At 31.3% G+C, this 24,962-nt stretch carries 22 protein-coding genes and 1 tRNA gene; 8 read left to right on the top strand and 15 right to left on the bottom strand.

Annotated features, from left to right (window positions below; genetic code table 11):
- Positions 1–4: 4 nt before the first annotated feature.
- A tRNA-Sec gene (locus CD56_RS01805) sits at positions 5–102 on the bottom strand.
- Between the two features lie 158 nt (positions 103–260).
- Between CD56_RS01805 and yedE the strand changes: the two genes are divergently transcribed.
- Together yedE and yedF (CD56_RS01795) are read left to right on the top strand one after the other, a co-directional pair.
- Entirely contained in the window at positions 261–1,475 is a 1,215-nt protein-coding gene (gene yedE, locus CD56_RS01800) for a selenium metabolism membrane protein YedE/FdhT (protein WP_047208023.1), read from the top strand.
- Positions 1,472–1,699, top strand: a complete 228-nt coding sequence (gene yedF, locus CD56_RS01795) for a sulfurtransferase-like selenium metabolism protein YedF (protein WP_012661107.1) — start codon at positions 1,472–1,474, stop codon at positions 1,697–1,699. The genes yedE and yedF (CD56_RS01795) overlap by 4 nt, the downstream gene beginning before the upstream one ends.
- Positions 1,700–1,714: 15 nt before the next feature.
- On the opposite strand, the gene putP is transcribed toward yedF (CD56_RS01795), so the two are convergent.
- From putP to nspC, 11 genes are all read right to left on the bottom strand, one after another.
- Positions 1,715–3,196 (bottom strand): sodium/proline symporter PutP, encoded by a 1,482-nt coding sequence (putP, locus tag CD56_RS01790; RefSeq protein ID WP_039617615.1) that lies wholly within the window; start codon positions 3,194–3,196, stop codon positions 1,715–1,717.
- A 15-nt stretch (positions 3,197–3,211) separates the two neighbouring features.
- Complete coding sequence (locus CD56_RS01785; RefSeq protein ID WP_047208022.1) at positions 3,212–6,709, bottom strand: bifunctional proline dehydrogenase/L-glutamate gamma-semialdehyde dehydrogenase; 3,498 nt, start codon at positions 6,707–6,709, stop codon at positions 3,212–3,214.
- Positions 6,710–6,849: 140 nt separating this feature from the next.
- Positions 6,850–7,881: a selenide, water dikinase SelD gene (gene selD, locus CD56_RS01780; RefSeq protein ID WP_080956323.1), complete on the bottom strand. Its 1,032-nt coding sequence runs from the start codon at positions 7,879–7,881 to the stop codon at positions 6,850–6,852.
- The gene (gene yedF, locus CD56_RS01775; protein ID WP_039625428.1) at positions 7,878–8,456 is read right to left on the bottom strand and encodes a sulfurtransferase-like selenium metabolism protein YedF; all 579 of its coding nucleotides are present in this window, start codon (positions 8,454–8,456) and stop codon (positions 7,878–7,880) included. The genes selD and yedF (CD56_RS01775) overlap by 4 nt, the downstream gene beginning before the upstream one ends.
- Positions 8,457–8,504: 48 nt before the next feature.
- Positions 8,505–9,233 carry a ModE repressor domain protein gene (locus CD56_RS01770; RefSeq protein ID WP_039617610.1) on the bottom strand — a complete coding sequence of 243 codons (729 nt, stop codon included), beginning with the start codon at positions 9,231–9,233 and terminating at the stop codon, positions 8,505–8,507.
- Positions 9,234–9,288: 55 nt separating this feature from the next.
- The gene (gene fdh3B / locus CD56_RS01765; protein WP_039617607.1) at positions 9,289–9,858 is read right to left on the bottom strand and encodes a formate dehydrogenase FDH3 subunit beta; all 570 of its coding nucleotides are present in this window, start codon (positions 9,856–9,858) and stop codon (positions 9,289–9,291) included.
- A gap of 10 nt (positions 9,859–9,868) precedes the next feature.
- Entirely contained in the window at positions 9,869–12,691 is a 2,823-nt protein-coding gene (locus CD56_RS01760; RefSeq protein ID WP_214097741.1) for a formate dehydrogenase subunit alpha, read from the bottom strand.
- A 16-nt stretch (positions 12,692–12,707) separates the two neighbouring features.
- Positions 12,708–12,911 carry a twin-arginine translocation signal domain-containing protein gene (locus CD56_RS01750; RefSeq protein WP_012661099.1) on the bottom strand — a complete coding sequence of 68 codons (204 nt, stop codon included), beginning with the start codon at positions 12,909–12,911 and terminating at the stop codon, positions 12,708–12,710.
- A 176-nt stretch (positions 12,912–13,087) separates the two neighbouring features.
- A complete protein-coding gene (locus CD56_RS01745; protein ID WP_052768356.1) occupies positions 13,088–13,768 on the bottom strand; it encodes a TorD/DmsD family molecular chaperone in 681 nt (226 codons plus the stop codon).
- 63 nt (positions 13,769–13,831) lie between these two features.
- Positions 13,832–14,761, bottom strand: a complete 930-nt coding sequence (locus tag CD56_RS01740; protein WP_039627999.1) for a formate dehydrogenase subunit gamma — start codon at positions 14,759–14,761, stop codon at positions 13,832–13,834.
- Between the two features lie 135 nt (positions 14,762–14,896).
- Complete coding sequence (gene nspC, locus CD56_RS01735) at positions 14,897–16,060, bottom strand: carboxynorspermidine decarboxylase (protein ID WP_047208020.1); 1,164 nt, start codon at positions 16,058–16,060, stop codon at positions 14,897–14,899.
- A gap of 145 nt (positions 16,061–16,205) precedes the next feature.
- On the opposite strand from nspC, the gene CD56_RS01730 reads away from it, so the two are divergent.
- The 6 genes from CD56_RS01730 (at position 16,206) to CD56_RS01705 (ending at position 22,238) form a co-directional block, all read left to right on the top strand.
- Entirely contained in the window at positions 16,206–17,750 is a 1,545-nt protein-coding gene (locus CD56_RS01730) for a multicopper oxidase family protein (RefSeq protein WP_047208019.1), read from the top strand.
- A 10-nt stretch (positions 17,751–17,760) separates the two neighbouring features.
- A complete protein-coding gene (locus CD56_RS01725; protein WP_039617593.1) occupies positions 17,761–17,982 on the top strand; it encodes a molybdopterin synthase, small subunit in 222 nt (73 codons plus the stop codon).
- A 3-nt stretch (positions 17,983–17,985) separates the two neighbouring features.
- Positions 17,986–18,432, top strand: coding sequence for a molybdopterin synthase catalytic subunit (locus CD56_RS01720; RefSeq protein ID WP_047208018.1), 447 nt, complete (start codon positions 17,986–17,988; stop codon positions 18,430–18,432).
- Position 18,433: 1 nt separating this feature from the next.
- A complete protein-coding gene (locus CD56_RS01715; RefSeq protein WP_047208017.1) occupies positions 18,434–19,615 on the top strand; it encodes a molybdopterin molybdotransferase MoeA in 1,182 nt (393 codons plus the stop codon).
- 34 nt (positions 19,616–19,649) lie between these two features.
- Complete coding sequence (locus CD56_RS01710; RefSeq protein ID WP_080956322.1) at positions 19,650–20,993, top strand: hypothetical protein; 1,344 nt, start codon at positions 19,650–19,652, stop codon at positions 20,991–20,993.
- 162 nt (positions 20,994–21,155) lie between these two features.
- The gene (locus CD56_RS01705; RefSeq protein ID WP_047208016.1) at positions 21,156–22,238 is read left to right on the top strand and encodes an NAD(P)-dependent alcohol dehydrogenase; all 1,083 of its coding nucleotides are present in this window, start codon (positions 21,156–21,158) and stop codon (positions 22,236–22,238) included.
- Here CD56_RS01705 and CD56_RS01700 read toward each other — a convergent pair.
- The 3 genes from CD56_RS01700 to CD56_RS01690 form a co-directional block, all read right to left on the bottom strand.
- The gene (locus CD56_RS01700) at positions 22,235–22,687 is read right to left on the bottom strand and encodes a lipocalin family protein (protein ID WP_047208015.1); all 453 of its coding nucleotides are present in this window, start codon (positions 22,685–22,687) and stop codon (positions 22,235–22,237) included. The two genes, CD56_RS01705 and CD56_RS01700, sit on opposite strands and share 4 nt — an antisense overlap.
- Positions 22,684–23,013, bottom strand: a complete 330-nt coding sequence (rrpA, locus tag CD56_RS01695; protein ID WP_039617585.1) for a MarR family transcription factor RrpA — start codon at positions 23,011–23,013, stop codon at positions 22,684–22,686. The genes CD56_RS01700 and rrpA overlap by 4 nt, the downstream gene beginning before the upstream one ends.
- Positions 23,014–23,239: 226 nt before the next feature.
- Entirely contained in the window at positions 23,240–24,961 is a 1,722-nt protein-coding gene (locus CD56_RS01690; RefSeq protein WP_047208014.1) for a GMC family oxidoreductase, read from the bottom strand.
- Between the last annotated feature and the right edge of the window lies 1 nt (position 24,962).

Below are 24,962 nucleotides of genomic sequence, written 5' to 3'. Positions count from 1 at the left end.
AATTTGGCGAGAAGGTGAGAGAATCGAACTCCCCAAAAAGTAGTCAACTACCCTTTCATCTGATTTGAAGTCAGTGGCCATCACCAGATAAGCTAACCTTCCAAAAAATATATTATATCTTAATATTTTTAATTAAAACAAAAATTAAATACTTAAAGTTATAAGTGGTTTTGTTTTATTTTATTATCAAAATTCTTAGTTATAATAGTAGTTTTTATTTTAGTGTCAAGTTTTGACAATCACAATTTTTGGATACAACAATGCATTCTTTCAAACAATCTTTTTTTATAAATTTTTGGGATAATTCCAAAGGCATGATTATGCTTGGAATTTTAAGTGCTATTTATTTTGGAATTTTTGGTAGTGTTTGGGCAGTCACTGGCGAAATGACACGCTGGGGTGGAGAGTTTTTAGAATTTTTTGGTATAGACTTAAGCTCTTATTCTTATTATCAAAAGCAAAATTTAAACGGTACTCCCTTAACAAGAATTGATGGTATTATGCTTATAGGTATGTTTATAGGGTGTTTAAGCGCTGCATTTTTAGCAAATAAATTCAAATGGCGCTTACCTGCTAGCAAAATTCGAATTTTTCAAGCTATTATAGGTGGAATTTTATCTGGTTTTGGCGCAAGACTTGCCTTTGGATGTAACTTGGCAAATTTTTTTACAGGCTTGCCTTATTTTTCTTTACATACTTGGGTTTTTACTTTATTTATGATTTTAGGGATTTATTTAGCTGTTAAAGTTTGCAATCTATCACCTTTTAAACCAAAAGCCAAATTACAACGTGTTTGTAAAGAAAACCAACCATTAAAAACACACAATAAAACCGCAAAGATATATTTTTATATAGGACTTGGTGTATTTATAATTTTTATAACTTATGTTGTACTTATACTACAAAAACAACCTTTAAATATTAACAACAAAGAAAGCATTCTTCCTTTAGCGTTAATATTTGGCTTTGTTTTTGGTTTTATCATATCTAGAGCTCAAATTTGCTTTACTTCTTGCTTTAGAGATTTATTTTTATTTGGTAGAGACAATGCTATAAAAGGTGCTTTAATAGGTATGATTATAGCTTGCTTAATAGCTTTTGCATTTATCTTACAAGGACACACTAGCAAAATAATAGAAATATCACCAAATATTGCTTTAGGTGCTTTTTTATTTGGCTTTGGGATAGTTTTTGCCGGAGGATGCGAGTGTGGCTGGATGTATCGAGCTTGTGAAGGACAAAGTCATTTTATTATAGTGGGTATTGCAAATATTATTGGCACTATGATATTAGCTTTAAGCTACGATTATTTTCCAAATTTCTTAACAGATGGAGTAAAGATTCATCTTTTAAATGAATTTGGTTATTTTAATGGTTTAGTAATCAATTTAACTTTATTTGCAATTTTATTTTTATTTATATTAAAGTTTAAAAAATCATTCTTTTTTAAACAAAATAAAAAAGGAAAAATATGATTATTCATTATAGTTTAAATTTAGAAGGTGAAGCTTGTCCATACCCTGCTATAGCTACTATTGATGCCTTAAAAGAACTAAAATCAGGTGAAGTTTTAGAAATTTTATGCGACTGTCCGCAAAGTATCAATTCTATACCTCAAGATGCTAAAAATCGTGGTTTTGAAATTCTAGAAATAAATCAAGATGGCCCAACGCTTAGATTTTTAATTCAAAAGCCTTAAAGGCTTTTGAATATATTAAAGATGTTTTAACATTGTTTCATAAGCTGCTTTAGTTCCTGGACGAACTTTTGTAACCAAGCTCACTAAAACAATCACAACAGAAGCAGCTAAAAATCCTGGAATAATTTCATATATAGGAAAATTAAGCCACTCAGCTAAGAAATTTTTATATGCTACAACCACAACTGCACCGGTAATCATACCTGCAATAGCAGCGTATCTTGTCATTTTTGACCAAAATAACGAAAAGAGCATTACAGAACCAAAACTTGCTCCAAATCCCGCCCAAGCATAAGCTACTATACTTAATACACTTGAGTTTTTATCAGTAGAAATGATAAAAGCTATCACAGCTACTGCTAAAACACCAAATCTACCCAAAGTCATCACTGTTTTATTAGATGCTTCTTTATTAAAAATTCTTTTATAAAAATCTTCTGCTATAGTTGAACTTGAAACAAGTAATTGCGAACTTGCTGTACTCATAATAGCTGCTAAAATAGCACTAAGTAAAATACCTGCTATCCAAGGATTAAAAAGCAATTGTGACATTACGATAAAAATCTTTTCAGGATCTTGCAAACTAAGCTCAAATTTACTCACATAAGCTATACCTAAAATACCTATCAAACAAGCACCTATTAAAGATATAACCATCCAAGAAATTCCTACAAAAGTAGCAGTTGGAATATCTTTGGTTGATCTTATAGACATAAAACGCACCAAAATATGTGGCTGACCAAAATATCCAAGTCCCCATGAAAGCGCTGAAACTATACCTAAAAAGCTTAATCCTTCTCCCATAGAAAAAGTATTTGGCTTAATTTCTTTGACTATATTAACAGCTTCACTAAAGCCACCTAAATGATAAATCATCACTATAGGCACAACAATCAAAGCACTCATCATTAATAAACCTTGAATCAAATCCGTCCAACAAACTGCCTTATATCCACCTAAAAATGTATAAGCAACTATAATAACAGTTCCTGTAGTTAAAGCATAATCATATTGAATTCCAAAAGTTGCTTCAAAAAGTTTTGCTCCACCTACAAGTCCTGAAGAAACATAAAAAGTAAAGAAAATTAAAATAACAATAGCGCAAACCACTCTTAATATATGCTTATCATCATCAAACCTTGTTTCAAAATAATCTGGAATTGTAATAGAATTTGCAATCACACTAGTATAAATTCTAAGTCTTTTTGCTACAAAAGCCCAGTTTAAAAACGCTCCTATACTAAGACCTATTGCAATATAACTTTCAGCCAAACCACTTACATATAACGCTCCTGGTAAACCCATTAAAAGCCAACCGCTCATATCAGAAGCTCCAGCACTAAGTGCTGAAACCACTGGTCCCATAGAACGACCACCTAAAAAATAGTCCTCTGAATTTTTATTTTGTTTATAAAAATAAAATCCGATAAAAAGCATTAATGCTGAATATGCGACAAACATTATCGCAATTTGAGTATTAATTTGAACAACCTCCATTTTATCTCCTTTATATTATTTTAAAGCACGAATACCTAGATTTCCATAACGATGGAAAGATATACTTAAAGCTTTCTCATTGTGATATAAAAGCAACTCAAAACGCCCATTTATTAAAGGCTTAGCATTAGCGATGATTTTTGCACAACTTGCTGCTTTTATGAAAATTTCATCATTAACATCTAATGGAGCAAAATAACGAATTCTCTCATAATCAGCTATTTTGCTAATGAAATTTTCTTTATTTTCTTTAAGGAATAAAGTTTTTGAACTAATTTTTTGATTAATCTTTTGCACAAGATCTATTTTTTCATGCTCATCATAACTTAAAACAAGATCAATATTTAATACACTAGCTGCTAAAATAACTCCTAAAATATCTTTTAAACTATCATCTTTATGCACTCTATAAGCGATATTTTTAACCTTTGTATAGGAGAAAAGATTATCCTCACCTCTTATATTGACATAATCTTTCGCACTTGCAAATTCATGTTTTGCATGGTAAGCATAGCTTCTTGCCATAGCTTTAATGACTTCAAAATCGACTTTATCTTTTTCATTTAAATCTAAGCTTAAAGCATTTAAATTTGATACCAATTCATTGTCCAAAACATTTTGATCAGCTTGACTTTGCTCTATATCTAAAAATTGGGTAATGTAATTATAAATTCCAACTTTTCTACCAAAACCAATGGCTGATTTTTTAATACCACCAAAAGGCTGTCTAAGAACTATAGCTCCTGTTGTTGGTTTATTAATATAAATATTTCCTGCCTCTATGTGAGTGTGAAAATACTCCCATTCTCTCTCATCTAAACTTTCAAATCCTGCTGTGAGTCCATAGCCTGTTGAATTTACTATATCAATAGCTTCTTTTAAATCTTTTGCTTTCATTACAGTTAAGATTGGCGCAAAAAGCTCATTCATGTGCGTAAAATCACCTTTTTTAGTACCATACTTAATCCCTGGAGTTAAAAGATAAGGATTATCATCTACAAATTTAGGTTTTAAAGCCCAACTTTCATACGGAGCTAGCTCATCTAAAGCTTTTTGTAATTTCACATCTGGTTTATCTGCTAAAGCTCCAAGTTTATTTTTAAACACAAATGGATTTCCAACCGCCATAGAACTAGCAGCATCTACCAAAGTCTTTTTAAACTCTTCATCATTATAAACTTCTTCTTCTAAAACTAGTAAAGAAGTAGCAGAGCATTTTTGACCTGAATTTGAAAAAGCTGAATGAATGATATTTTTAATCGCACTATCACGATCAGCAAATTTAGAAACAATAGTTGCGTTTTTACCGCCTGTTTCAGCGCTTAAAAGTAAGGTTGGATTAGCTTTGAGCATTGCATAAGCAGTTTCTTCCCCACCGGTTAATACTGAAAATTTCACACTTTGATCAACAAGTAAGTATTTTGATATATCACTACCTTTAGCAGGTAAGAAAATCAAAGCATCTTTAGGAATTCCCGCATCCCAAAAACATTTACAAAGCATATAACCTGTTAACATCGATAAAGATGAAGGTTTGTATATCACTTTATTTCCTGCAGCCAAAGGTGCTGCTATAGTTCCTACTGAAATACCCACTGGGAAATTCCATGGTGCAATCACCACACCTATACCTTTTGCTTTAAAAGTAGTATTTGGATTTTGCTCTTTTAGTTTTTCCAAAGAATGTGGGTAAAATTCTAAAAAGTCTATAGCCTCACTAACTTCAGGATCAATTTCTAAGAAAGTTTTTCCTACTTCTAAAGCTGCTATACCTATTAAATCTCCTCTACGATCTCTAACAAGTTGAGCAGTTTTTGCTAAAATTTTATAAATTTCATCGTGACTTAAATCACTAAAATTTGAGCTCTTAGCTACATCTAAAGCGTACTTAATCTCTGCTTGGCCTGCTAAATGTGCTTTACCTATAGTGCGATTTTTGATTTTATCTTTAACTTCTACTACTTGTAAATTTTCGTTTTTAATTTCCTCTTTTGCAACCGGATAGACATCATAATTTTCTAAATTTTCATATTTAGTTCTTATATTTTTAGCCCACTCTCTATTTGCTTTTAAGATAAAATCTGTATCAGGTTCGTTTTTAAATTCTTTACTCTCATAAGAACTAATAGCCTTTGTTTCATTATTTCTATCTTGAGTTCTATGAGTAGAATTATCCAAGCTAGCAACACCTTCTAAAGATTTTATAAATAATTCTTTTTGCGTCTGCCAATTTTTATCATTAATTTTAAGATTGAAAAAATATCTCATGAAATTATCTTCACTAGTATTTTCATCAAGTCTTCTTACTAAGTATGCAATAGCATTGTTAAAATGTGCTTCATCGCAAACTGGTGCATAAAGTATAAGATCATGCATTTTAGAAAGCTCATAAGAGCATTGTAAACTCATACCTTCAAGCATTTCAAAAGTAAAAGATGATAAAGCTCCTGCTTGTGAAATTCTAGTATAAGCATAAGCAATTTCAAACAAATTATGGCTTGCAATACCTACATTAATATATTTATAATTATCTCCCTCTAAGACAAAATCAAGCATTTTTTTATAGTTACTATCAGTGTCAATTTTTTTATAAAAAGTAGGTAGAGCCCAACCTCTTTGTGAAGCTATAGTTTCTTCACTTTCCATATTCGCTCCTTTAACAAAGCGAATTTTTATAGGCTTCATACCTTTTAAAACTCTTTCTTTTGAAAAAGCAAAAAGTTTTTTCAAATACTCATAAGAATCAGGTAAATAAGCTTGCAAAACAATACCTGCTTTAATATCATATTTTGCAACACTCTCCATAAAAGCTTCAACAGTTAATTCTAAATCTCTAAATTCTTCCATGTCAAGATTGATAAATTTAGATACACCTTGCTTTTTTTCTTCCTCTAAAGCAAGAGCATATAATTTATCCAATCTTTTTACCACCTCATCTTTAGAGTATTCAAAATCAATAATATTGATTTGGGAAAAAATGGTAGTAATTTTAATAGAAATATAAGTAATATAGCTTGTTTTTAATGCTTCTTCGTATTTTTTCATTCTATAAGCACTCTCAGCCTCACCCAAAACCTCTTCACCAATTAAATTTACATTTAAGGTGATTTTATCTTCATCTTTTCTTTTACGCATATGAGGCTCTAAAACACTAGGATTTGCATCTAAAACCATAGCTTTAGTATCTTCTCTTAAATGCTTAATGAAAAATGGCACACTAAGAGTTGGTGCAAATTTTCCAAAATTTAAAAATGAAAAAAGTAAAAATTTTTCAAAAGCACTAAAAAAATCTGCTATGCCATATTTATTTAAAGTATGTTCTATTAGCTCAAAACTCGCGCTTTTATCTTTACATCTAAAAGAGCGATCTAAAAGCTCAATTAACATTACTTTATTTTTAGGATTGTTTAAAAGTTTTTGCATTTTGGCATGAAATTCTTTTTCACTTTGAGAAATATTACTTTCTATCTTTCTTTGTAATTCTTCAGCTAATTGCAAAGCTTTTTGTATCATTTTTTCCTCCACTTTAATAGTTAATATGTATTTATGATACAAAAAATGCAACGAAAATCAACATATATTTATTTGTAATTTATTTTTTTATGTAAAAAAGTAACAAATATAAACATATATTTTTAATTGTAAATAAAATATTAGCGTAATAATAAATAATTATGAGTATTTTTTACACATCTAGCGATAATCTTTGCTTCAATATTATATTCTTTAAGTATTTTTAAAGCTTCACTTGCTTCATTTTCACTCATACTAGCTAAAAGTCCACCTGAAGTTTGAGGATCAAAATACACTATATCCTCATCTTTTTCATTTAAATTTTCAACCCAAATTTTTAGACTATCTTTATTTTTATAAGCTCCGGCTGGGATTATCCCCATATTAGCCATTGACAAAACTCCATCCATTAAAGGAATTTCATTTTTATATACTTCTATCATAATCTCTTTATTTAACATTTCTTTTAAATGTCCTAAAAGACCAAAACCTGTCACATCACTTAAAGCACTAAGACTTTTAAAGCTCTTTAAAATACGACTTGCATATAAATTTAAAAAACTCATTTGCTCCACTGCTTTTAAAATCTTTGCTTTTTCTAGCAAACCAGCCTTGATAGCAGTACTAATAATACCACTGCCTATAGGCTTAGTAAGTAAAATTACATCACCATCTTTGGCGCTATTATTAGCTATAAATTTCTTAGGATGAACTACGCCTGTTACACTAAGCCCGAAAATAAATTCATCATTTTCTATAGTATGTCCACCTACTAGCACAGCACCAGCTTCTTCAACCTTAACTCTAGCACCTTCTAACACTTCAAGTAAAATTTCATTATTAAAATGACAAGTATCAAAACCTACAATATTTAAAGCATTAATCACCTCAGCACCCATAGCAAATACATCACTTAAAGCATTTGCAGCAGCTATAGCGCCAAAATGATACGCACTATCAACCACGGGTGTAATAAAATCAAGAGTTTGCACCAAAGCTAAATCTTCATTTAGCTTATAAACACTTGCATCTTCATTATTATTAATACCACTTAAAATGTTTTCATGCGGTTTTAAAATGCCAAGAATTTTGTCAAGACCCACCGAGTCTAATTTGGCAGCTCAACCCGCAGCTTTTACATATTGGGTTAGTTTTTGATCTTTATATATCATAAAGAAATAATCTTTGCCTTTCCAAAAAGTTCATTTAAAATTTCATAAGCATTACCTATTTTGCCTATTTTAAGTTCTTTGCTTTTGCCAAAAAATTCCAAACATGCCCCGCAACTATAAATTTCAACTCCTAAATTTTCAAGTTCTTTCATAGCTTCAAAAGCAATATGAGAGCAATCAGTATTCATCAAAACACTATCATTAACACAAAGGATTTTTACAGGTTTATTAGGTAAATCTTTTAGAGTTTTTAAAAAACCTAGCATTAAATTTTTTCCAAGTTCTCCCTCGCCCACTCTATCGCTTTTTAAAAATAACACATTGTATTCTTGTAAATTTTTTTCTTGAGTTTGAGCTATATTGCCATCTTTTACAATGCTAATAATACTCTCATCATCTAAATCTTTAACGCTAAATTCCAAATTTAAAGATTTTAAAAATCTCATTACATTTTCTTTAGAAGCTTGAGAATTTAAGAGAATTTCTAAATTTTCATTTTCTTTTAACTCTTCTAAGGCTTTTTTTGTTTCTATCACAGGACGTGGACAAGCTAAATCTCTACAATCAATTTTCATTTTTTACCTTTTTTATTTAATGATATATTGTTATAACTTGTATTCAAATTAAGTTTTGTTTTTTTCTTGATTTTTCTTAAAAAATAATTCTTTAAAGCGTTTATTGGTATATTCTTCTACATCTTGTTGTAAAATTTTAAAATTTTGAATTAATTCATAAGCTCTTGGAGTAAGTTTGCTACCAGCTTCACTTCCTCTTCCTTTTTTGGCAATGAGTAATTCTTCTTTCATATTTTTTTCCAAATCTTGTATATAAAGCCATGCTTTTTTATAATTAATCCCTAGTTGTTTAGCTGCTTGAGAAATACTTCCACATTCTCCTACTAATTCTAAAATATCTGTTTTACCTTTACCAAAAAGCAATTCTCCATCAGAATTTTCTATCCAAATTTTACTTTTTATATGAAATTTTTTACCTTTTTTTTCTTCAAAACAACCAAGTTCACAGTATTTAACATCAATTTTATAAGTTTTAAGTGTGGCTCTAATATCAGCCATATTAAAGTCTTTAGTACATTCTAAAGTATCTTTACATGATATGCGACGCTTAGAATCTAATTTTGTTTCTAATTTTTCTAAAATTTCACTTTTTGCTATATTTTTGTTTAACTTGCCAAATTGACCTAGCTCACAATCTGAAATTTTTACGCCTAATTCTTTTATAGCAGTTTGAAAATCTTCTTTAGAATATTGTTTTAAAAGTTCTAGTGCTTTTTTACAAGTAAGTTTATTATTTTCATCAAGATTTTTTTGAATTTGTAAAATTAGCTCTTCCATGAATTAACCTTGGATTATAAGTAGTAAAAAAGGGTGCTTGTAAACACCCTTTGAATTATTTTACATCAAGTCCTAAATTTTGACCCTTGAGTAAAACTCTTTTTCTATACATTGCACTAACTTCAGCTGCATCGCCAACCAAAAGTGCATTTGTAGAACAAACCGCAGCACACATAGGTACTTTACCTTCTGCGATACGATTTTGTCCATAAAGCTCTCTTTCTTCATGAGAGTTAGTAGGCTCAGGACCACCTGCACACATAGTACATTTGTCCATTTCACCCTTAATACCAAAAGCACCATCTCTTGGAAATTGTGGAGCGCCAAAAGGACATGCATAAAGACAATACCCACAACCTATACAAGTTTTTTTATCATGTAAAACAATACCATCAGCTCTAATATAAAAGCATTTTACAGGACAAACTTGCTCACATGGAGCATCTGTACAGTGTTGGCAAGCAAGAGTTGTTGAAAACTCTTTGCCTTCTATACCTTCATTTAAAGTGATTACTTTTCTTCTATTAATTCCTACTGGCACTTCATGCGCACTTGAACAAGCTACTTGACAAGCAAAGCAAGAAATACAGCGATTATTATCTACATAAAATTTCATTCTAGCCATAACTTACCCCTTAAGCCTTTTCAAGTCTGCAAAGTCCTGCATTAAACTCAGAAATTTGCGTATTTATATCAAAACCATAGTTAGTAACCGTGTTAGAACTTTCCCCTATAGTATAAGGTTTAGTACCTTCAGGATAATTATAACTTAAATCCACACCTTGCATAATACCTGCAAAATTATAAGGCAAGCAAATTCTATCTGGCGTAACTGAATGATTATGCACACATTTTACTTTAATCTTAGTGCCTTGTGGTGAATGAATCCACATCATATCACCATCATTTATGCCATATTTTAAAGCAAGTTCAGGGTGCACATTAGCAAACATCTCAGGTGTGATTGCGGCAAGATATTTACTAGTTCTCTCAAGCATACCCGCACCGCTTAAATTTACTAAACGCATACTTGAAATAATAGTTGGAAACTCTTTACTCCAATCTGTTTTTTGTTGCTCGCTAATAAATTTACTCTCAACCCTAAAGTTTTTCTCTTGATCACCCCAAGTAGGATATTTTTTAACCAAATCCCAACGAGGCGAGTGAATAGGCTCTCTATGTAGTGGAATAGGATCAGCAAATTCCCAAACTTTCATTCTAGCTCTTGCATTACCTAAACAACAAGCACTTTTTTCTCTACATTTTTCTAAGATAATACCTGAAATATCTGTGCTCCAGCTAGCACCCATTAATTCTTTTTCTTTATCGCTTAGTTTGATATTAAACACTTTTTCGATATTTTCTTTAGTAATTTGTGGGTAGCCACCTTTAACTTTACATCCTTTTGGAGTAAAGGCTTCATCTGCTAATTGAGAATGCCCATCATGCTCTAAACCAAAGCGATTTCTAAAGCCCATACCACCTTCTTCATAAGGAATATCTGTGTTCCACATGATAGAAGTGCCTGGGTGTTGTTTATCCCAACAAGGCCAAGGTAAGCCATAATATTCACCTTTAACTTCACCACCAATACCTCTTTGAGTATCAGGATCAAAATGTTCCCAATTTTGCTGGTGTTTTCTTAGACGTTCAGCTGAAATACCTCTTAAACCTATACTTAAAAGACCATTACTCATTTCTCTTGTAGCATCATCAGGCCATATGAAATTATCATCATTATCATCTCTTGTTTGTACAAGTTTATGGTCTTTTAATTCCATTTTCATGCCACGAGTGTACTCTTTATAAAAACCAAATTTTTTAGCAAAAGCAAACATAATCTCTTGGTCTTCTTTACTTTCATAAATTGGTTTTACTACTTGAGAACGCCATTGCATAGCACGGTTAGTCGCTGTTACATAACCTTCTGTTTCAAATTGGGTTGAAGCAGGAATAATATAAATACCATCTGGACGATCTGCTAAAACTGCTACTTCATTTACAAAAGGCTCAGCAATTACGATCATATCAAGTTTTTTAAGTGCTTCTTGAATTTTTACCGTATGTGCCATAGAAGTAATACCCGTTCCTTGCACCCAAAGTACACGGATAGGTGAGTTTGAATAAGTTTTTTCTTCATGTAAAACACCTTGCCACCATTTTGCTAGTGAAAAGCCTTTTTCATGCATCCATTCTTTAGAATAAAATCTTGAATTTAAATACTCTCTCTCAACATTCCATACATTAGAAAAATGATTCCAAGCATTATCATCAAGTCCATAATAAGCTGGTAAAGTATCAGCCAAACAACCCATATCAGTAGCACCTTGAACATTATCATGACCTCTGATGATGTTTGTTCCTGCGCCTGGTTTGCCTATATTACCAAGAACGAGTTGCAAGATAGCTAGGATTCTTGTATTAGAGCTACCTACTGAGTGTTGAGTAATACCTAAAGCCCAAAATAGCGTAGCAGGTTTGATTGTAGCTAGCATTCTTGTGATTTTTTCAAGCTGAGCAGCCGGAACACCTGTTACATCTTCTACAACTTCAGGAGTCCATTTAGCAGCCTCTGCTTTTATTTCTTCAACCCCATAAGTTCTAGTTTTGATTAATTCTTTATCTTCCCAACCGTTTTTGAAGATTAAATGAAGCATACCATAAACTAAAGCTATATCTGTACCTGGACGAATTCTCACATATTCATCAGCATGCACTGCAGTTTTTGTAAATACAGGATCTACAACTACTAATTTAGCATTATTACGATCTTTTGCTTGCAATAAGTGTTTAAATCCGATAGGATTTGCCACAGCAGTATTTGCACCAAAAATAATCATCATTTTTGAATGTTTAGTCACATCACCAAAATGATTTGTCATAGCGCCATAACCCCATGTATTCGCCACACCGGCGACTGTTGCGCTGTGTCAAATTCTAGCAACGTGGTCTATATTATTAGTACCCCAAAATGCTGCAAATTTTCTAAAATAATAAGCTTGTTGGTTATTAAATTTAGCCGAACCTAAGAACATAACGCTATCAGGTCCATTTTCTTTACGGATTTCAAGCATTTTATCGCCAATTTCATTGATAGCTTGCTCCCAAGTTAAACGCACCCATTTGCCGTTTTCTTTTTTCATAGGATATTTAATACGCTGTTTTGATTTAGTAAGATCGATTTGATCTATCCCTTTACAGCAGTGCGATCCTTGAGAAATAGGATGTTCTATAGCGTTTTCTTGACGCACCCAAACTCCATCTTGTACTTCTGCTTTAATTCCACAGCCTGCACTACAGATACTACAGATTGTTCTAACAATCTTAGAATCTGGATAAGGATTTGCTACTTCTTGTTCGCTTGCAGCTCTAATGGCTTTATTTTCACTACCAAAAGCCGCACTTCCAAGACCAGCAATACCAGCAAGCTTAAGAAAATTTCTTCTTGCTAATGCCATCTTCTTCCTTTCTTAACTAGTAAGCTATTTTGTAATATTTTTCCCAATGCATAGTTTTTTTATAAAGCACTTCTTTTTTAGTGCTTTTTCCCAAAACTACAGTATTTTGCTCTTGGTAATCATCTTTAGCTAAAGCATTTACACTTGCCCCAGCTACCACCCCTAAAGCACCAATTTTCAAAGATTTTTTTAAAAAATCCCTTCTTTGATTGGCCTCCATGTTCTCTCCTTTGAAATAAAAGTAAAGAATAACTATAAATACTTATTTTTAAAGTATTTACGCACTTACACAAAATAAATTTTGCATATTTTCACTTAAGATTTTATTTAATTTCTATTTTCATAAAAAGATGATTTTGATAATATGTATTTTGGTAACAAAATACATATTAATTTTTATAATTTGCTAAGTTCTTCTATATTTGTTTTACTAAATTTGGTAGGAAGTCTTGGTTCATAAGGAAGTCTTTGTAAAGCTTCATCTGCTATACTTTTACCTTCTTTTTTCACAGACGCTTGTACTTCTAAATAAGCCCTTTCGTTTGCAAAAAAGACTTTCATAATATTAGCAATAGCAATGTAAAAATTTGAGTTTTTGTGGATTTGTAATTTTTCTATAAACTCATCTATCACAGGGTTTATCACGAAACGAAATAATTGCTGTGCAACTTTTAAATCATGTTCAATAATACTTGCCATAAAAGCAAATAAAAAGCCAAATTCATCTTCACTTTGCCTGCAATCTTCTTTTTTTCTAAATTTGGTTTTTCTAATGATTTCGCAAGCTTGAAGTTTCATTTTACCATCATCTCTACCCTCATCATAAAAAGAAGCACTGATAGGTACATTCACATAAGAAAAATCAAAAAACACCGCATTTTGTTCTTCTTTAAAACTTGCAAAATCACATGTACTAAGTTTTTTAAAATCAGACTTTAAACTATCATCTAAAGGACTTTGAGCTAAAACTAAAACTTGCTCATACCAAATTTTAAACTCATTTTCATCTATAAAATTAAAAGCTTTTGAAAAAAATTCATAAAAATATTTGCGCGAAAGATCAATATCTTGTATCATTAATTTTCCTTGTTATTTTTATTTGATTATAACAAGGAAAATTTAAAAAAATCAAGTGAGATTTTAAAATTTTGTTTTAGAATCGTAAGTAAATGATGGATTGATTTGTTTTTTATCGCTTAATTCTTTATACCAATAAGAATGTAAAATATAAACTTCCTCTTCTTCTTTGTAACCACTAATCATAGAGTGGATACTTCCTTTAATAGCAAATACAGCCATATAAATATGAATAGCAAAAAATACTGCACATAAAATACCCAAAATATTATGGATGATAGCTGAAGCTCTTAAAATATCTATATGAGAAATTCCAAAAATAGACTGTAAAGAAGTAGAATTAAAATCAAGGAAAAACATAAACGCACCGGTGATTATCATCAAAAAGCCACCAAAAACAGCTATATAATACCAAGATTTTTGACCAAAATTAAACTTACCCGCAGGCACAGGTTTTTTCTCTTTGCTTAAATATCCACCTACTATCATCATCCATCTTAAATCATAACTTGCAGGAAGCATTCTTTTAATCCAACACAAAAGCATAGGAATGATAGAAATGATAAATAAAATAGTAGCAATGCCATGTAAGTTTTTACACATTCTTACAAAGAATCCACCACCAAAATATGATCCAAAAATCATAATAAGTCCGGTTGGCACAAGGATAATCCAAGAAATTGCCGCTACAAAATGAAACAATCTTTCAAATACTGAAAAGGCATAAATTTTCTTACCATCATGAGAAAATTTCTTTGGACCTATGACCATATAGTGCAATGCAAAAGCTGAAATAACCACTATAAGTATAATCAAAACAGCACTTGCAATATACTCACCTTGTAGTTTAGTCCACAAAGCACCAAAATTTTGATAACTTTCTATATTCATCACTCTTTGCACATCCCAAATTTGAGTATTTTTAACTTCAAAATTTTCTTGAGCAAATAGAAAGTTAAAACAGGCTAAAAGAGCTAGTATAACCCTATGCATAAATTACTCCTAAACATTACACGCTGGAAAAGCTTAGCGTTGTAGTTTTGTTAATTTTCAGTTTCCATTTTTATTTTAAAAAAAGTTTTATTTAAAAAACATAAATTTGCAAAAAACTACAAAAAAACTCAATTTTTAGTTTCTTTTTGAATAATTTTCATAGCCAAATTCTCTTACCGTAGATAAATTTTCATTCTTATCTAAGAACATTAAATTTGGAAGTCTTACTCCATTAAAAGTGGTGTTTTTAACTATAGAATAATGAATTTGATCTAAAAATACTATTTTTTGTCCTATTTTTAACTCTTGATTAAAAGCATACTCACCCATGATATCCCCTGCTAGGCAAGTATTACCACCAAGTAAATAAGCAAATTCATTTTCTTTTAACTCGCTGTAATTTTGTCCATCACGACTTGATAAAACTCTAGCATTTAAAACCTCGCTTGTATAAGGCATGATGATAGTATCTGGCATATGAGCTTCGCTTGAAGTATCTAAAATAGCTATTTTTTTCTCATTTTCTACTATATCTATCACACTTGCAACTAAAGTTCCACACTGCCAACCCACAGCCTCACCTGGCTCAAGATACACTTGCACTCCATATTTATCGCTAAATTTTTTACAAAGATCAATTAGTTTTTGCGTGTCATAGCCTTCTTTTGTAATGTGATGACCCCCACCAAAATTAAGCCATTTCATATTTTTAATAAATTTTGAAAATTTAGCCTCAAAAGCATTTAACACAAGCTCTAAAGAATGCGCACTTTCTTCACATAAAGCATGAAAATGAAGCCCACTTAAAGCACTTAAATCTTCATTTTCAAAATCAATCGCACGAATTCCTAATCTTGAAAATCTACCACAAGGATTATAAAGTTCTTTTGGAGCCACTGAAAGCTCTGGATTACAGCGCAAACCAAGAGACTTGTGGCTTGCTTTATCTTTAAATTTTTTAAACTGATTAAAAGAATTAAATACTATATGATGTGAAAGATCTATGATTTCATCTATTTCATCGTCTTTAAAAGCAGGTGAAAAAGTATGAATTTCTTTGTTCATATATTCTTTTGCAAATTTAGCTTCCCAAAGCCCACTACAAGTACAGCCCGATAGATACTCACCCACTATATCCATAGCACCTGAAAAAGCAAAACCCTTTAGCGCAAGCAAAACTTTTGCTCCACTTTGCTCACTTACTTTAGCCAAAAGTTCACAATTTTTTCTAAGTTTATCTTCTTCTAAAATATAAGCAGGAGTTTGAAAGTCTTTATCTAAATGATTTTTAATTAGCATTATTTATCCTTAATTTTTGATTTAAAACCACTTGTATAACAAATCATATTAAAATTATATCTTGTTTTTATAATTTACAATCATTAATCAAATAATAGTTATAATCAAAATCCAAATCAAAAATTAATTTAGGAGTAAAAATTTAATGGACAGAAGGTTATTTTTAAAATTTAATGCTTTAGGTTTAGCAAGTATTAGCAGTGCTTATGCAATGGGAGATCATTCTCATCACAATATGCACTCAAAACATACACAAAAAGAAGTAAAAGAAATCGATACTTCTTTTATAAAACTAGAAAATCCAAACATTAAACTACTCGATGAAAAAAACTTTCCTAGCGGACAAACATTAGCAAATTTAAAACTTCTAAAAAACACAAGTACAAAGAAAAATTTCTTTAGATCAAGTATAGAAATCAAAGAAAGTCAAATAGAACTTGTTAAAGGTAAAAAAACAAAATGCTTTACTTACAATGGCTCTATACCTGGACCTAAAATAGAAGTTTATGAAGGTGATACAGTTGAAATTTTAGTAAAAAATAGTTTAAAAGAGCCAACTACAATCCACTGGCATGGACTTGACATACCACCTGAACAAGATGGTAACCCACACGATCCTATCATGCCTGGTAGAGAAAGAATTTATCGCTTTAAACTTGGAGAAAATTCAGCAGGAACTTACTGGTATCATCCGCACCCACACTACACCACAGCAAAGCAAGTTTATAAAGGCTTAGCAGGGGTATTTGTAGTAAAAGCTAAAAAAGATGCGTTGTCGCATTTACAAGAGCAAGATTGGGTGATTAGTGATTTGCGTTTAGATGAAAATGCACAAATTCCTGATAATAATTTATTTGATTGGCTCAATGGTAGAGAAGGAAATTTAGTTCTTATCAATGGACAATTAAAGCCAAAAATAACGCTTGACAAAGCTCAAAGAATTCGTATTTATAATTTTTGTGCGGCAAGATATTTAAATTTACGCATTAAAGGCGCTAAATTTATTTTAGTAGGAACTGATGGAGGGCTTATAGAAAAAGGTGTTGAATTAGATGAGTTATTTTTAAGTCCTGCTTCAAGAGTAGAAGTGCTAATCAAAGCAAATAAAGGTGATTTTAAACTTGAAAGTACTTATTATGACCGCGATAAAATGCTTGTTAAAGAAGAACCTTACACTCTTATGTTAGCTGATCTTAAAGTAGAAAAAACTATAGAAAACATACCGGAGAAATTACGCGAATTTCCACCTTTAAAAGAAGCTACAAGCTTTAAAGAAGTGATTATGAGTGAAGATCACATGCAAATGCATGGTATTAGTAAAAAAAGTGAAGAAGAAATCAAAAAAAGCCTTGCTTCTATGTTTTTAATCAATGGTAAAACATTTGATATGAATAGAACGGATTTAACCTCAAAATTAAATGAAGTAGAAGAATGGGTAGTAAAAAACAAATCACATATGGATCATCCTTTCCATATACACGGAACACAATTTGAACTCATTTCTTCTAAATTTAAGGGTAAAATAACAAAAGCAAAATTCAGAGCATTGCAAGATACGATTAATGTAAGACCTGGGGAAGAATTAAGACTTAGAATGAGTCAAAAATTTACCGGTATTAGAATGTTTCACTGTCATATTTTAGAGCATGAAGATCTTGGAATGATGGGAATTTTAGAAATCAAAGAATAAAGGTAAAAAAATGGTAAAAGTTGAATTTCTAGGGCCAATTAACAAAGAAAGCTTAGAACTAAATGTAAGTAATCTTAAAGAATTAAAAGCGATTTTAGGGCAAGATGAAAGCTTAAAAGAATGGCTTGAGCTTTGTGCAGTTGCTTTAAATGATGAAATGGTTTTTGATGATGAAACCACCTTAAAAGATGGGGATAAAATATGCTTATTACCACCGGTTTGTGGAGGATGAGTTATGTTTGAATTATACCAAGGAGCCTTAGAAATTCCTAGCATTTATGCTAGATGGTATGAATATGCTAAAGATAAAAACTGCGGAGCTTTGATCACATTTTGCGGTATAGTGAGGGCTGAAGATGAGATTGAGGCTTTGAGTTTTGATATATATGAGCCTTTATTAAAAACTTGGTTTGAAAAATGGTGCCAAAAACTTGCAAATGAAAATGTAAGCTTGATGTTTGCTCACTCTATCGGCGAGGTTAAGGTGCATGAGAGTTCTTATTTTGCTGGGGTTTTAAGCAAGCAAAGAAAATTAGGACTTAAGCTAATTAATGATTTTGTAGAAGATTTTAAAGCAAGTGCACCTATATGGAAATATGATATCATTAATGGCGAAAAAATTTATGCCAAAGAACGCTCTTTGAAACTTCAAGGAGCAGGAATTTTAAGCACTAAGGACTAAAATGCTAACTTCTTATAGCCAAAGTTTAGACATACTTCATTCACACATACAAACATATGAAAAAATAGAAAACATCGCCTTAACACAGTGCTTAGATAGAATTTTAGCCATAGACATTAAAGCCACTACTAATAACCCTCAATTTCCCACAGCCTCTATGGATGGCTATGCGATCAAATTTAGCAAGCAAGATGAGCCTTTGTCTATCATAGGTGAAGTGCCTGCCGGAATTTTCCCAAGCTTTAAAATACAAAATAAAGAATGTGTTAAAACCTTTACAGGCTCTTTAATGAGTGAGGGTTGTGATACCTTAGTGCCTGTGGAAAAAGTTGAGATTAAAGAAGGTATAGTTTATGTAAAAGAAAAAGTTCCACAAGGCTTTGCTGTAAGAAAGGTGGGCGAGAGCTACACTAAAGGTAAAATTTTACTCACTAAAGGCACAAAACTAGGCTATAGCGAGATAGCACTTTTAGCCGAGCTTGGACACTTTCACATTAGTGTTTTTGCTAAACCTATCATAGGCGTGCTAAGCAGTGGAAGTGAGATCAAAGACTTAGGCGAAAGCTTAGAACACCCTGCACAAATTCGCTCATCAAACCATGTAGCCATAGCTAATATGGCAAAAAAACTTGGTGCTGAAGCTAGAATTTTTCCACTTTTAAAAGATGATATGCAAAAAACTCCAAGTGTTTTAAAACAAGCACTTAATGCGTGTGATATTTTAGTTACCACTGGTGGAGTTTCCATGGGGGATTTTGACTTTTTAAAGCAAGCTGTTAAAGAGTATGAAATCATCATAGACAAAGTCGATGTAAAGCCTGGCAAACACATCAAAATAGCCAAATTTGAAGATAAATTCATCTTTGCACTACCGGGTTTTCCATGCTCGGCTATGGTAATGTTTAATTTATATGTAAGAGAACTTTTAAATGCTTGGCTTTTACAAGAAAAAGACTACGTGTTTAAGGCATTTGCAAATACTGACTATAAGAAAAAAAGTCCGCATTTAGAATTTGTAGCATGTAATGTAGAATTTAAAGATGGAAAAATTTATGCCAATTTAAAAGGCAAAAAACAAGGCTCAAGTGCCATCATCAACAACCTTAATCACAAAGCCGCATTAATGATAGCACATGATAATATAAAAGAAAATGATTTGGTAGATATTGTTTTAATGCCTTAATACTAATTGTGATAATATAAAATAAGGATTATTAATGAATTTTGAAACTCTGTTAGCTACAAAAGAAAAAAAGCTACAAGATTGTCAAGAATTAATTGAAGAACTTAAAAAAGAAGAAGAAATTTTAAACCATGAGAATATAAAGATAATAAATAGAAGATTACAAGAACTTATAAATAAAGAAATATTATTTTTTAATAATTTAGAATACACAAAATTTAAAAACAATCCTCATGAAATCAATGATTTAGAAGATGAAATTTATTTTTGTTTTAATTTGTATGTAAAGAATATTGATAAAATAAAACTAGAAAAGCTCAATAAACATAAATCCGAACTTACAAAATCTCATAGAATAAGAAAATATATGCAAGATTTTACTAATACATTAAAATCAATTTTTAAAAACCCAAAAGAGTTAATTTTTAAATCTGAATCCAAATTTATAAAATATAAAGAATCTTATAGAGCAAGAAAAGATACGCAATATTTTACCAATATTTCAAAATTAGTTTTAGAAAATTCAAAAGATTTATTTTCATTGATTAATATCGTAGGATTTTTTATAGTCATATTCATACTAACACAGCATTTTATACAAACAAAAACTATTCCTTTTATAGACAGCCAAAAGATAATCGCTTTGGCAGTAACAGGTATTTTATTTGGAGGTATTTTTTGTTTTTTCTATATAGCAATATTCGTTTTTTCAAGAGAATTGCATAAATATTTTCTTAAAACACCAAGAATAATTCCTATAGTAATTTGCTTTACCGCATCAACAACAGCTTTTGTTACACTAAGCGACCTTAGTTTATTTTTAATTATATTAGTTATTGTAAATATAATACTATTGTTTTTTGGGAGAAAATATATAATTTCATCAAACACGATAGAAATTTGCGCAATGCAGATTATATTAATATTTATATTATATGCAGTTATTGCTTTTATTTATGCCCTTGTTATTATTAAAACACAAAAAATTAATGATATTTATTTATTCTTTGCTTGTATTCTTATTTTAGGTTTATTCAGTTTTTTATTTTACATTAATGATTTTAAATTTTTTATACTTGCCAATGCCATCATCTTGATTTTTTCTCTTTATGCTTTAAATAAAAATATTATTTCATATTTAAAAATAGGTAATTTTGACGCAGAATTATTACTAAGCAAAAATAAAACTCTAAAAGATAAATTAATAGATAATAATATCAGCTTTATTGAAAACACAGAAGATATAAAAGTAGAAAATGTGCGTATTCTATCGGATGCAAAAGATGTTTATTATATACAAAGCAAAAAAGAAGATAATACATCCACAGAAAAATCATTTATAATAGATAAAAAATATGTTTTAGATAAAAATTTTTAATTTTTGAAAAATTCACAACTACCGAGAAAAACTCGGTAGTTAAATTATATGTTTTTTTACAAAACCCACAAACGCACCTTGAGTATAGTATCTTACTTTATTTTCCCTATTGCAATAAAAACCTAGCTTTATTATAATTTCAAAAACCACAAAGGAGAGAAAATGGACTCAAAAATCTTTTTAGAAAATGGTCGTGTTAAAAGTAAAGGTTATGCTATGCTTAGCAAGGATTCTAAATTCACACCTTTTGAATTTACACGCCATAAAGTAGGTAAAAACGACATCTTAATCGCTATCAAATACGCAGGAATTTGCCATAGTGACATTCACACCGCAAGAAGCGAATGGGGCGAGGCAACCTACCCTTGCGTACCTGGTCATGAGATAGCAGGAGAAGTTATCGCGGTGGGTGAAAATGTGAGTAAATTTAAAGTAGGTGATTATGCTGGGGTTGGGTGTATGGTCAACTCATGCGGAGAATGCGAAGCATGCAAAAAATCTCAAGAGCAATTTTGTGAAAATGGTAAAACCATCTACACTTATAACTGCAAAGATGTATTTCATGATAATGAAAACACCTATGGAGGCTACTCAAACAACATCGTAGTAAGTGAAAAATTTGCTATCAATGTACCCAAAAATGCTCCACTTGACAAAGTAGCACCTTTACTTTGTGCGGGTATTACTACCTACTCACCGCTTAAATTTTCAAACATCAAAGAAGGCTCAAGTGTAGCCGTAGCAGGTTTTGGTGGGCTTGGTATGATGGCAGTTAAATATGCTGTGAAAATGGGGGCAAAAGTAAGTGTTTTTGCAAGAAATGAAAACAAAAAAGCAGAAGCTTTAGCTATGGGTGTGAGTAATTTTTATACCAGTACAGACAAAAGTGTGGTAAAAGAAAGATTTGACCTCATCATCTCTACCATACCAACCCCTTATAATCCGCTAGCTTATATGGATTTATTAAAATTTGGTGGTGAAATGGCCATAGTAGGATTACCTCCACATGAAGTAAGTCCTAGCATTAACATCATTCATTTTGTATTTAAAGCAGGTAAAAAAGTATATGGCTCGCTTATTGGGGGCATTAAAGAAACTCAAGAAATGCTTGATTTTTCTTTAGAACATGGAATTTATCCTGAAATTGAACTCATCAAACCAAGCGAGATTGACAAAGCTTATGAAAATCTCACTTCAGGAAAAGCTAAATTCCGCTATGTAATCGATATGAGTACAGAGAATTAATGCTCATCAAAAATCACATCGCTAGTATCAAAACCTCTTTGCTTGGCTATTTCAAGCAAAGAGTTTATTTGCTCTTTTGCTAAAATCTCTCTTGATAAAATCCAAAGATATTTTTTATCAGGACTACCTACGATAGAAACTTGATAATTTGTATCAATGTAAATAATCTCATAATTTGGCTTGTTAAAAATATTCATAAATATACTAAATTTAACCGCTAAAGATCTTGGAGATTTTACCCTAGCTTTGCCATTTGCTTGAGAGATTTCTCCATTTTCTTTTGTGCATATATTTTTGACTTTAATTATAGGCGTAGAGCCTTCATACTCTAGCTCATATTCTGCCTTAGCACTTTTGCAAGTTTTTTGAAAAAAAGCAGGTTTTCTAGCCATTTCTAACCATGTACCCATGTATTTTTCTAAATTTATACCATCTAATAATTCTATCATTTTTCTTCCTTTTGGTTTACCTCACCCCAATCACACATTGCTTGTAAAATAGGAATTAAACTTTGACCTTTTTTAGCAAGGCGGTATTCTACTTTTGGAGGGATTTGTGGGTATTCTTTACGCGTGATTAAATCATCATTTTCAAGCTCTCTTAAAGTATGTGTCAAAGTCTTAAAAGAAATATTGCCAAGATATCTTTTAAGTTCATTATATCTTACAACTTCATAGCGAAATAAACAGTACAAAACACTCATCTTGTATTTGCCTGAAATCAAAGACAAGGTATAGTTAAACCCACATTCTGTAAAATCGCACTTTTCTTCCATATACTTTCCTTTAATATAGTATTATGCTTTTTTATATTATAATCCAAAATCATTTTTTATCAAAATGAAAACAAATTAAAAAGGATTTCGATGGATTTCATCACAAATCTTATCATTGCTGCTATTGTTGGTGGCGCATGTGGAGTTGCGCTTCATTTATGGAAAAAGAAAAAAGAAAAAGACAGTAGCGAAAAATAATATGTGAAGCAAAATGCTTCACATATATCTATACTAATTGTCTATCATTTTTATGATATTTTAAAATACCCTCTGCACAACGATAAGCCAAAGCTCCAACTGTATCAGTAGGATTATATCCACTATTGTGCTGAAAATTTCCTGCACCCACAACAAAAAGATTATCCATATCCCAATGTTGCAAGTAAGTATTAACAACACTTGTTTGAGGGTCAGCACCCATAGTAGTTCCACCCGTATTATGTGTAGATTGATAAGGCACTATACTATAATCTTTTAAATAAACTCCTTTTTTAATTGATCTCACTCCTTGCATTTTTTTAGCTACTTCAGCTGTTTTATCTGTTATAAATTTATGCAAAGCACGATCTTGATCTGTAAAATTATAAGTAAGTCTTATCAGTGGCATTCCAAAAGCATCTTTATAGGTTGGATCCAAACTCAAATAATTGCTTTTGTGCGGTAAAGATGCACCTTGTCCTCCTACTGTAATAGCTCTTGTAAAATTATAATTTAAAGCTTTTTTAAATTCAGCTCCCCAACTTGGAGTTCCTTTTGGCAACGGAGCTGATTGGATAGGGCGATTTCCAAGTTGCACGCTATAAATCATAGCTCCGTGCAAAAACTTCTCTTTTGAGTGGTCAAAATTATCCCCATTATAATCATCACAAGTTGTACCCAAAGCGCCTGAACCCATATATGTATTAAATTGCTCATCAAAAAACGCTGTTGTTCCCATATTGATTTGATAACAATAGTTTTTACCTAAAGTTCCTTTGCCTGTATTTGGATCATATTGTTCACCTATATCACTTACCATTAAAAGCTTGGCATTATTAAACATATAGCTTGTAAGCACTACAATATCTGCTGGCTGAATATACTCTTTCATAGTCCTTGTGTCTACAAACCTAACTCCTGTAGCTTTGCCATCTTTTTTTAGTATTTCTATAACATTACTATGAGTTCTTATAGTATATTTTCCTGTGCTCATAGCTTTAGGTATAACAGTATTAATAGGACTAGCCTTAGCACCATACTCACAACCAAAACGCTCACAATAAGCACAATATTGACATGGGGCTAGATCTTGACCATCTGGATTAGTATAGCCGCCTTTTGAATTAGCCGCAGGTAATCTAAATGGGTGCAATTTCATTTCTTTTGCAGCTTTTTCGAAGCGTTTAAGCATTTTGGTGTTTTCTAAAGGTTCTTGCGGATAAGGACTTGATCTAAACAAACCCATTTTTTCAGCAAGTGGGTTTTCTTCTCCACAAATTCCACAGGTTTTTTCAAACTTATCATAATAAGGTTCCATATCTTTATAGGTTAAACCCCAATCTTGCAAAGTATAATCATCGCCTAATTTATTGCCATATCTTTCAAAACTTTTTGTTTTAATCTCAAAATCATAAGGTAAAAATCTAAAGGTCCAACCATTCCAATGAACCCCTGCACCACCAACATTACTTCCAAGTAAAAAAGATCCCATTTTTCTATATGGTAAGGCTAAACCATTGACATTATGGCGAAAAGTTACTGTATCTTTTGAACAATCTTGCATTAAACCATAGTTAATACCATATCTCCACTCATCATGAATCATTGCAAAATTTTCCGTAGTTTGCATCATACCACGCTCTAAGCTCAAGACAGTCAAGCCAGCCTTGGTAAGTTCTGCTGCAACTATACCACCTGTCCAACCAGCCCCTACTGTTACCACATCTACTTTTTTTAATACTTCTGCCATA

This window comes from Campylobacter lari, from assembly GCF_001017575.1.
Classification (GTDB): domain Bacteria; phylum Campylobacterota; class Campylobacteria; order Campylobacterales; family Campylobacteraceae; genus Campylobacter_D; species Campylobacter_D lari_C.
Note: the sequence above shows the minus strand (reverse complement) of the source record. Positions and strands in the feature narration are given on the sequence as shown.

What these genes read in the sequence shown, in the direction of transcription:
- CD56_RS01705 (WP_047208016.1), top strand. Translation starts at nt 21,156, where the DNA reads ATGGACTCAAAAATCTTTTTAGAAAATGGTCGTGTTAAAAGTAAAGGT.
- CD56_RS01710 (WP_080956322.1), top strand. Translation starts at nt 19,650, where the DNA reads ATGAATTTTGAAACTCTGTTAGCTACAAAAGAAAAAAAGCTACAAGAT.
- yedF (WP_039625428.1), bottom strand. Translation starts at nt 8,456, where the DNA reads ATGAAAATTGATTGTAGAGATTTAGCTTGTCCACGTCCTGTGATAGAA.
- CD56_RS01785 (WP_047208022.1), bottom strand. Translation starts at nt 6,709, where the DNA reads ATGATACAAAAAGCTTTGCAATTAGCTGAAGAATTACAAAGAAAGATA.
- CD56_RS01725 (WP_039617593.1), top strand. Translation starts at nt 17,761, where the DNA reads ATGGTAAAAGTTGAATTTCTAGGGCCAATTAACAAAGAAAGCTTAGAA.
- yedE (WP_047208023.1), top strand. Translation starts at nt 261, where the DNA reads ATGCATTCTTTCAAACAATCTTTTTTTATAAATTTTTGGGATAATTCC.
- CD56_RS01690 (WP_047208014.1), bottom strand. Translation starts at nt 24,961, where the DNA reads ATGGCAGAAGTATTAAAAAAAGTAGATGTGGTAACAGTAGGGGCTGGT.
- rrpA (WP_039617585.1), bottom strand. Translation starts at nt 23,013, where the DNA reads ATGGAAGAAAAGTGCGATTTTACAGAATGTGGGTTTAACTATACCTTG.
- fdh3B (WP_039617607.1), bottom strand. Translation starts at nt 9,858, where the DNA reads ATGGCTAGAATGAAATTTTATGTAGATAATAATCGCTGTATTTCTTGC.
- CD56_RS01745 (WP_052768356.1), bottom strand. Translation starts at nt 13,768, where the DNA reads ATGATACAAGATATTGATCTTTCGCGCAAATATTTTTATGAATTTTTT.
- CD56_RS01740 (WP_039627999.1), bottom strand. Translation starts at nt 14,761, where the DNA reads ATGCATAGGGTTATACTAGCTCTTTTAGCCTGTTTTAACTTTCTATTT.
- nspC (WP_047208020.1), bottom strand. Translation starts at nt 16,060, where the DNA reads ATGCTAATTAAAAATCATTTAGATAAAGACTTTCAAACTCCTGCTTAT.
- CD56_RS01720 (WP_047208018.1), top strand. Translation starts at nt 17,986, where the DNA reads ATGTTTGAATTATACCAAGGAGCCTTAGAAATTCCTAGCATTTATGCT.
- CD56_RS01730 (WP_047208019.1), top strand. Translation starts at nt 16,206, where the DNA reads ATGGACAGAAGGTTATTTTTAAAATTTAATGCTTTAGGTTTAGCAAGT.
- CD56_RS01700 (WP_047208015.1), bottom strand. Translation starts at nt 22,687, where the DNA reads ATGATAGAATTATTAGATGGTATAAATTTAGAAAAATACATGGGTACA.
- putP (WP_039617615.1), bottom strand. Translation starts at nt 3,196, where the DNA reads ATGGAGGTTGTTCAAATTAATACTCAAATTGCGATAATGTTTGTCGCA.
- CD56_RS01750 (WP_012661099.1), bottom strand. Translation starts at nt 12,911, where the DNA reads ATGGAGGCCAATCAAAGAAGGGATTTTTTAAAAAAATCTTTGAAAATT.
- CD56_RS01715 (WP_047208017.1), top strand. Translation starts at nt 18,434, where the DNA reads ATGCTAACTTCTTATAGCCAAAGTTTAGACATACTTCATTCACACATA.
- yedF (WP_012661107.1), top strand. Translation starts at nt 1,472, where the DNA reads ATGATTATTCATTATAGTTTAAATTTAGAAGGTGAAGCTTGTCCATAC.
- CD56_RS01770 (WP_039617610.1), bottom strand. Translation starts at nt 9,233, where the DNA reads ATGGAAGAGCTAATTTTACAAATTCAAAAAAATCTTGATGAAAATAAT.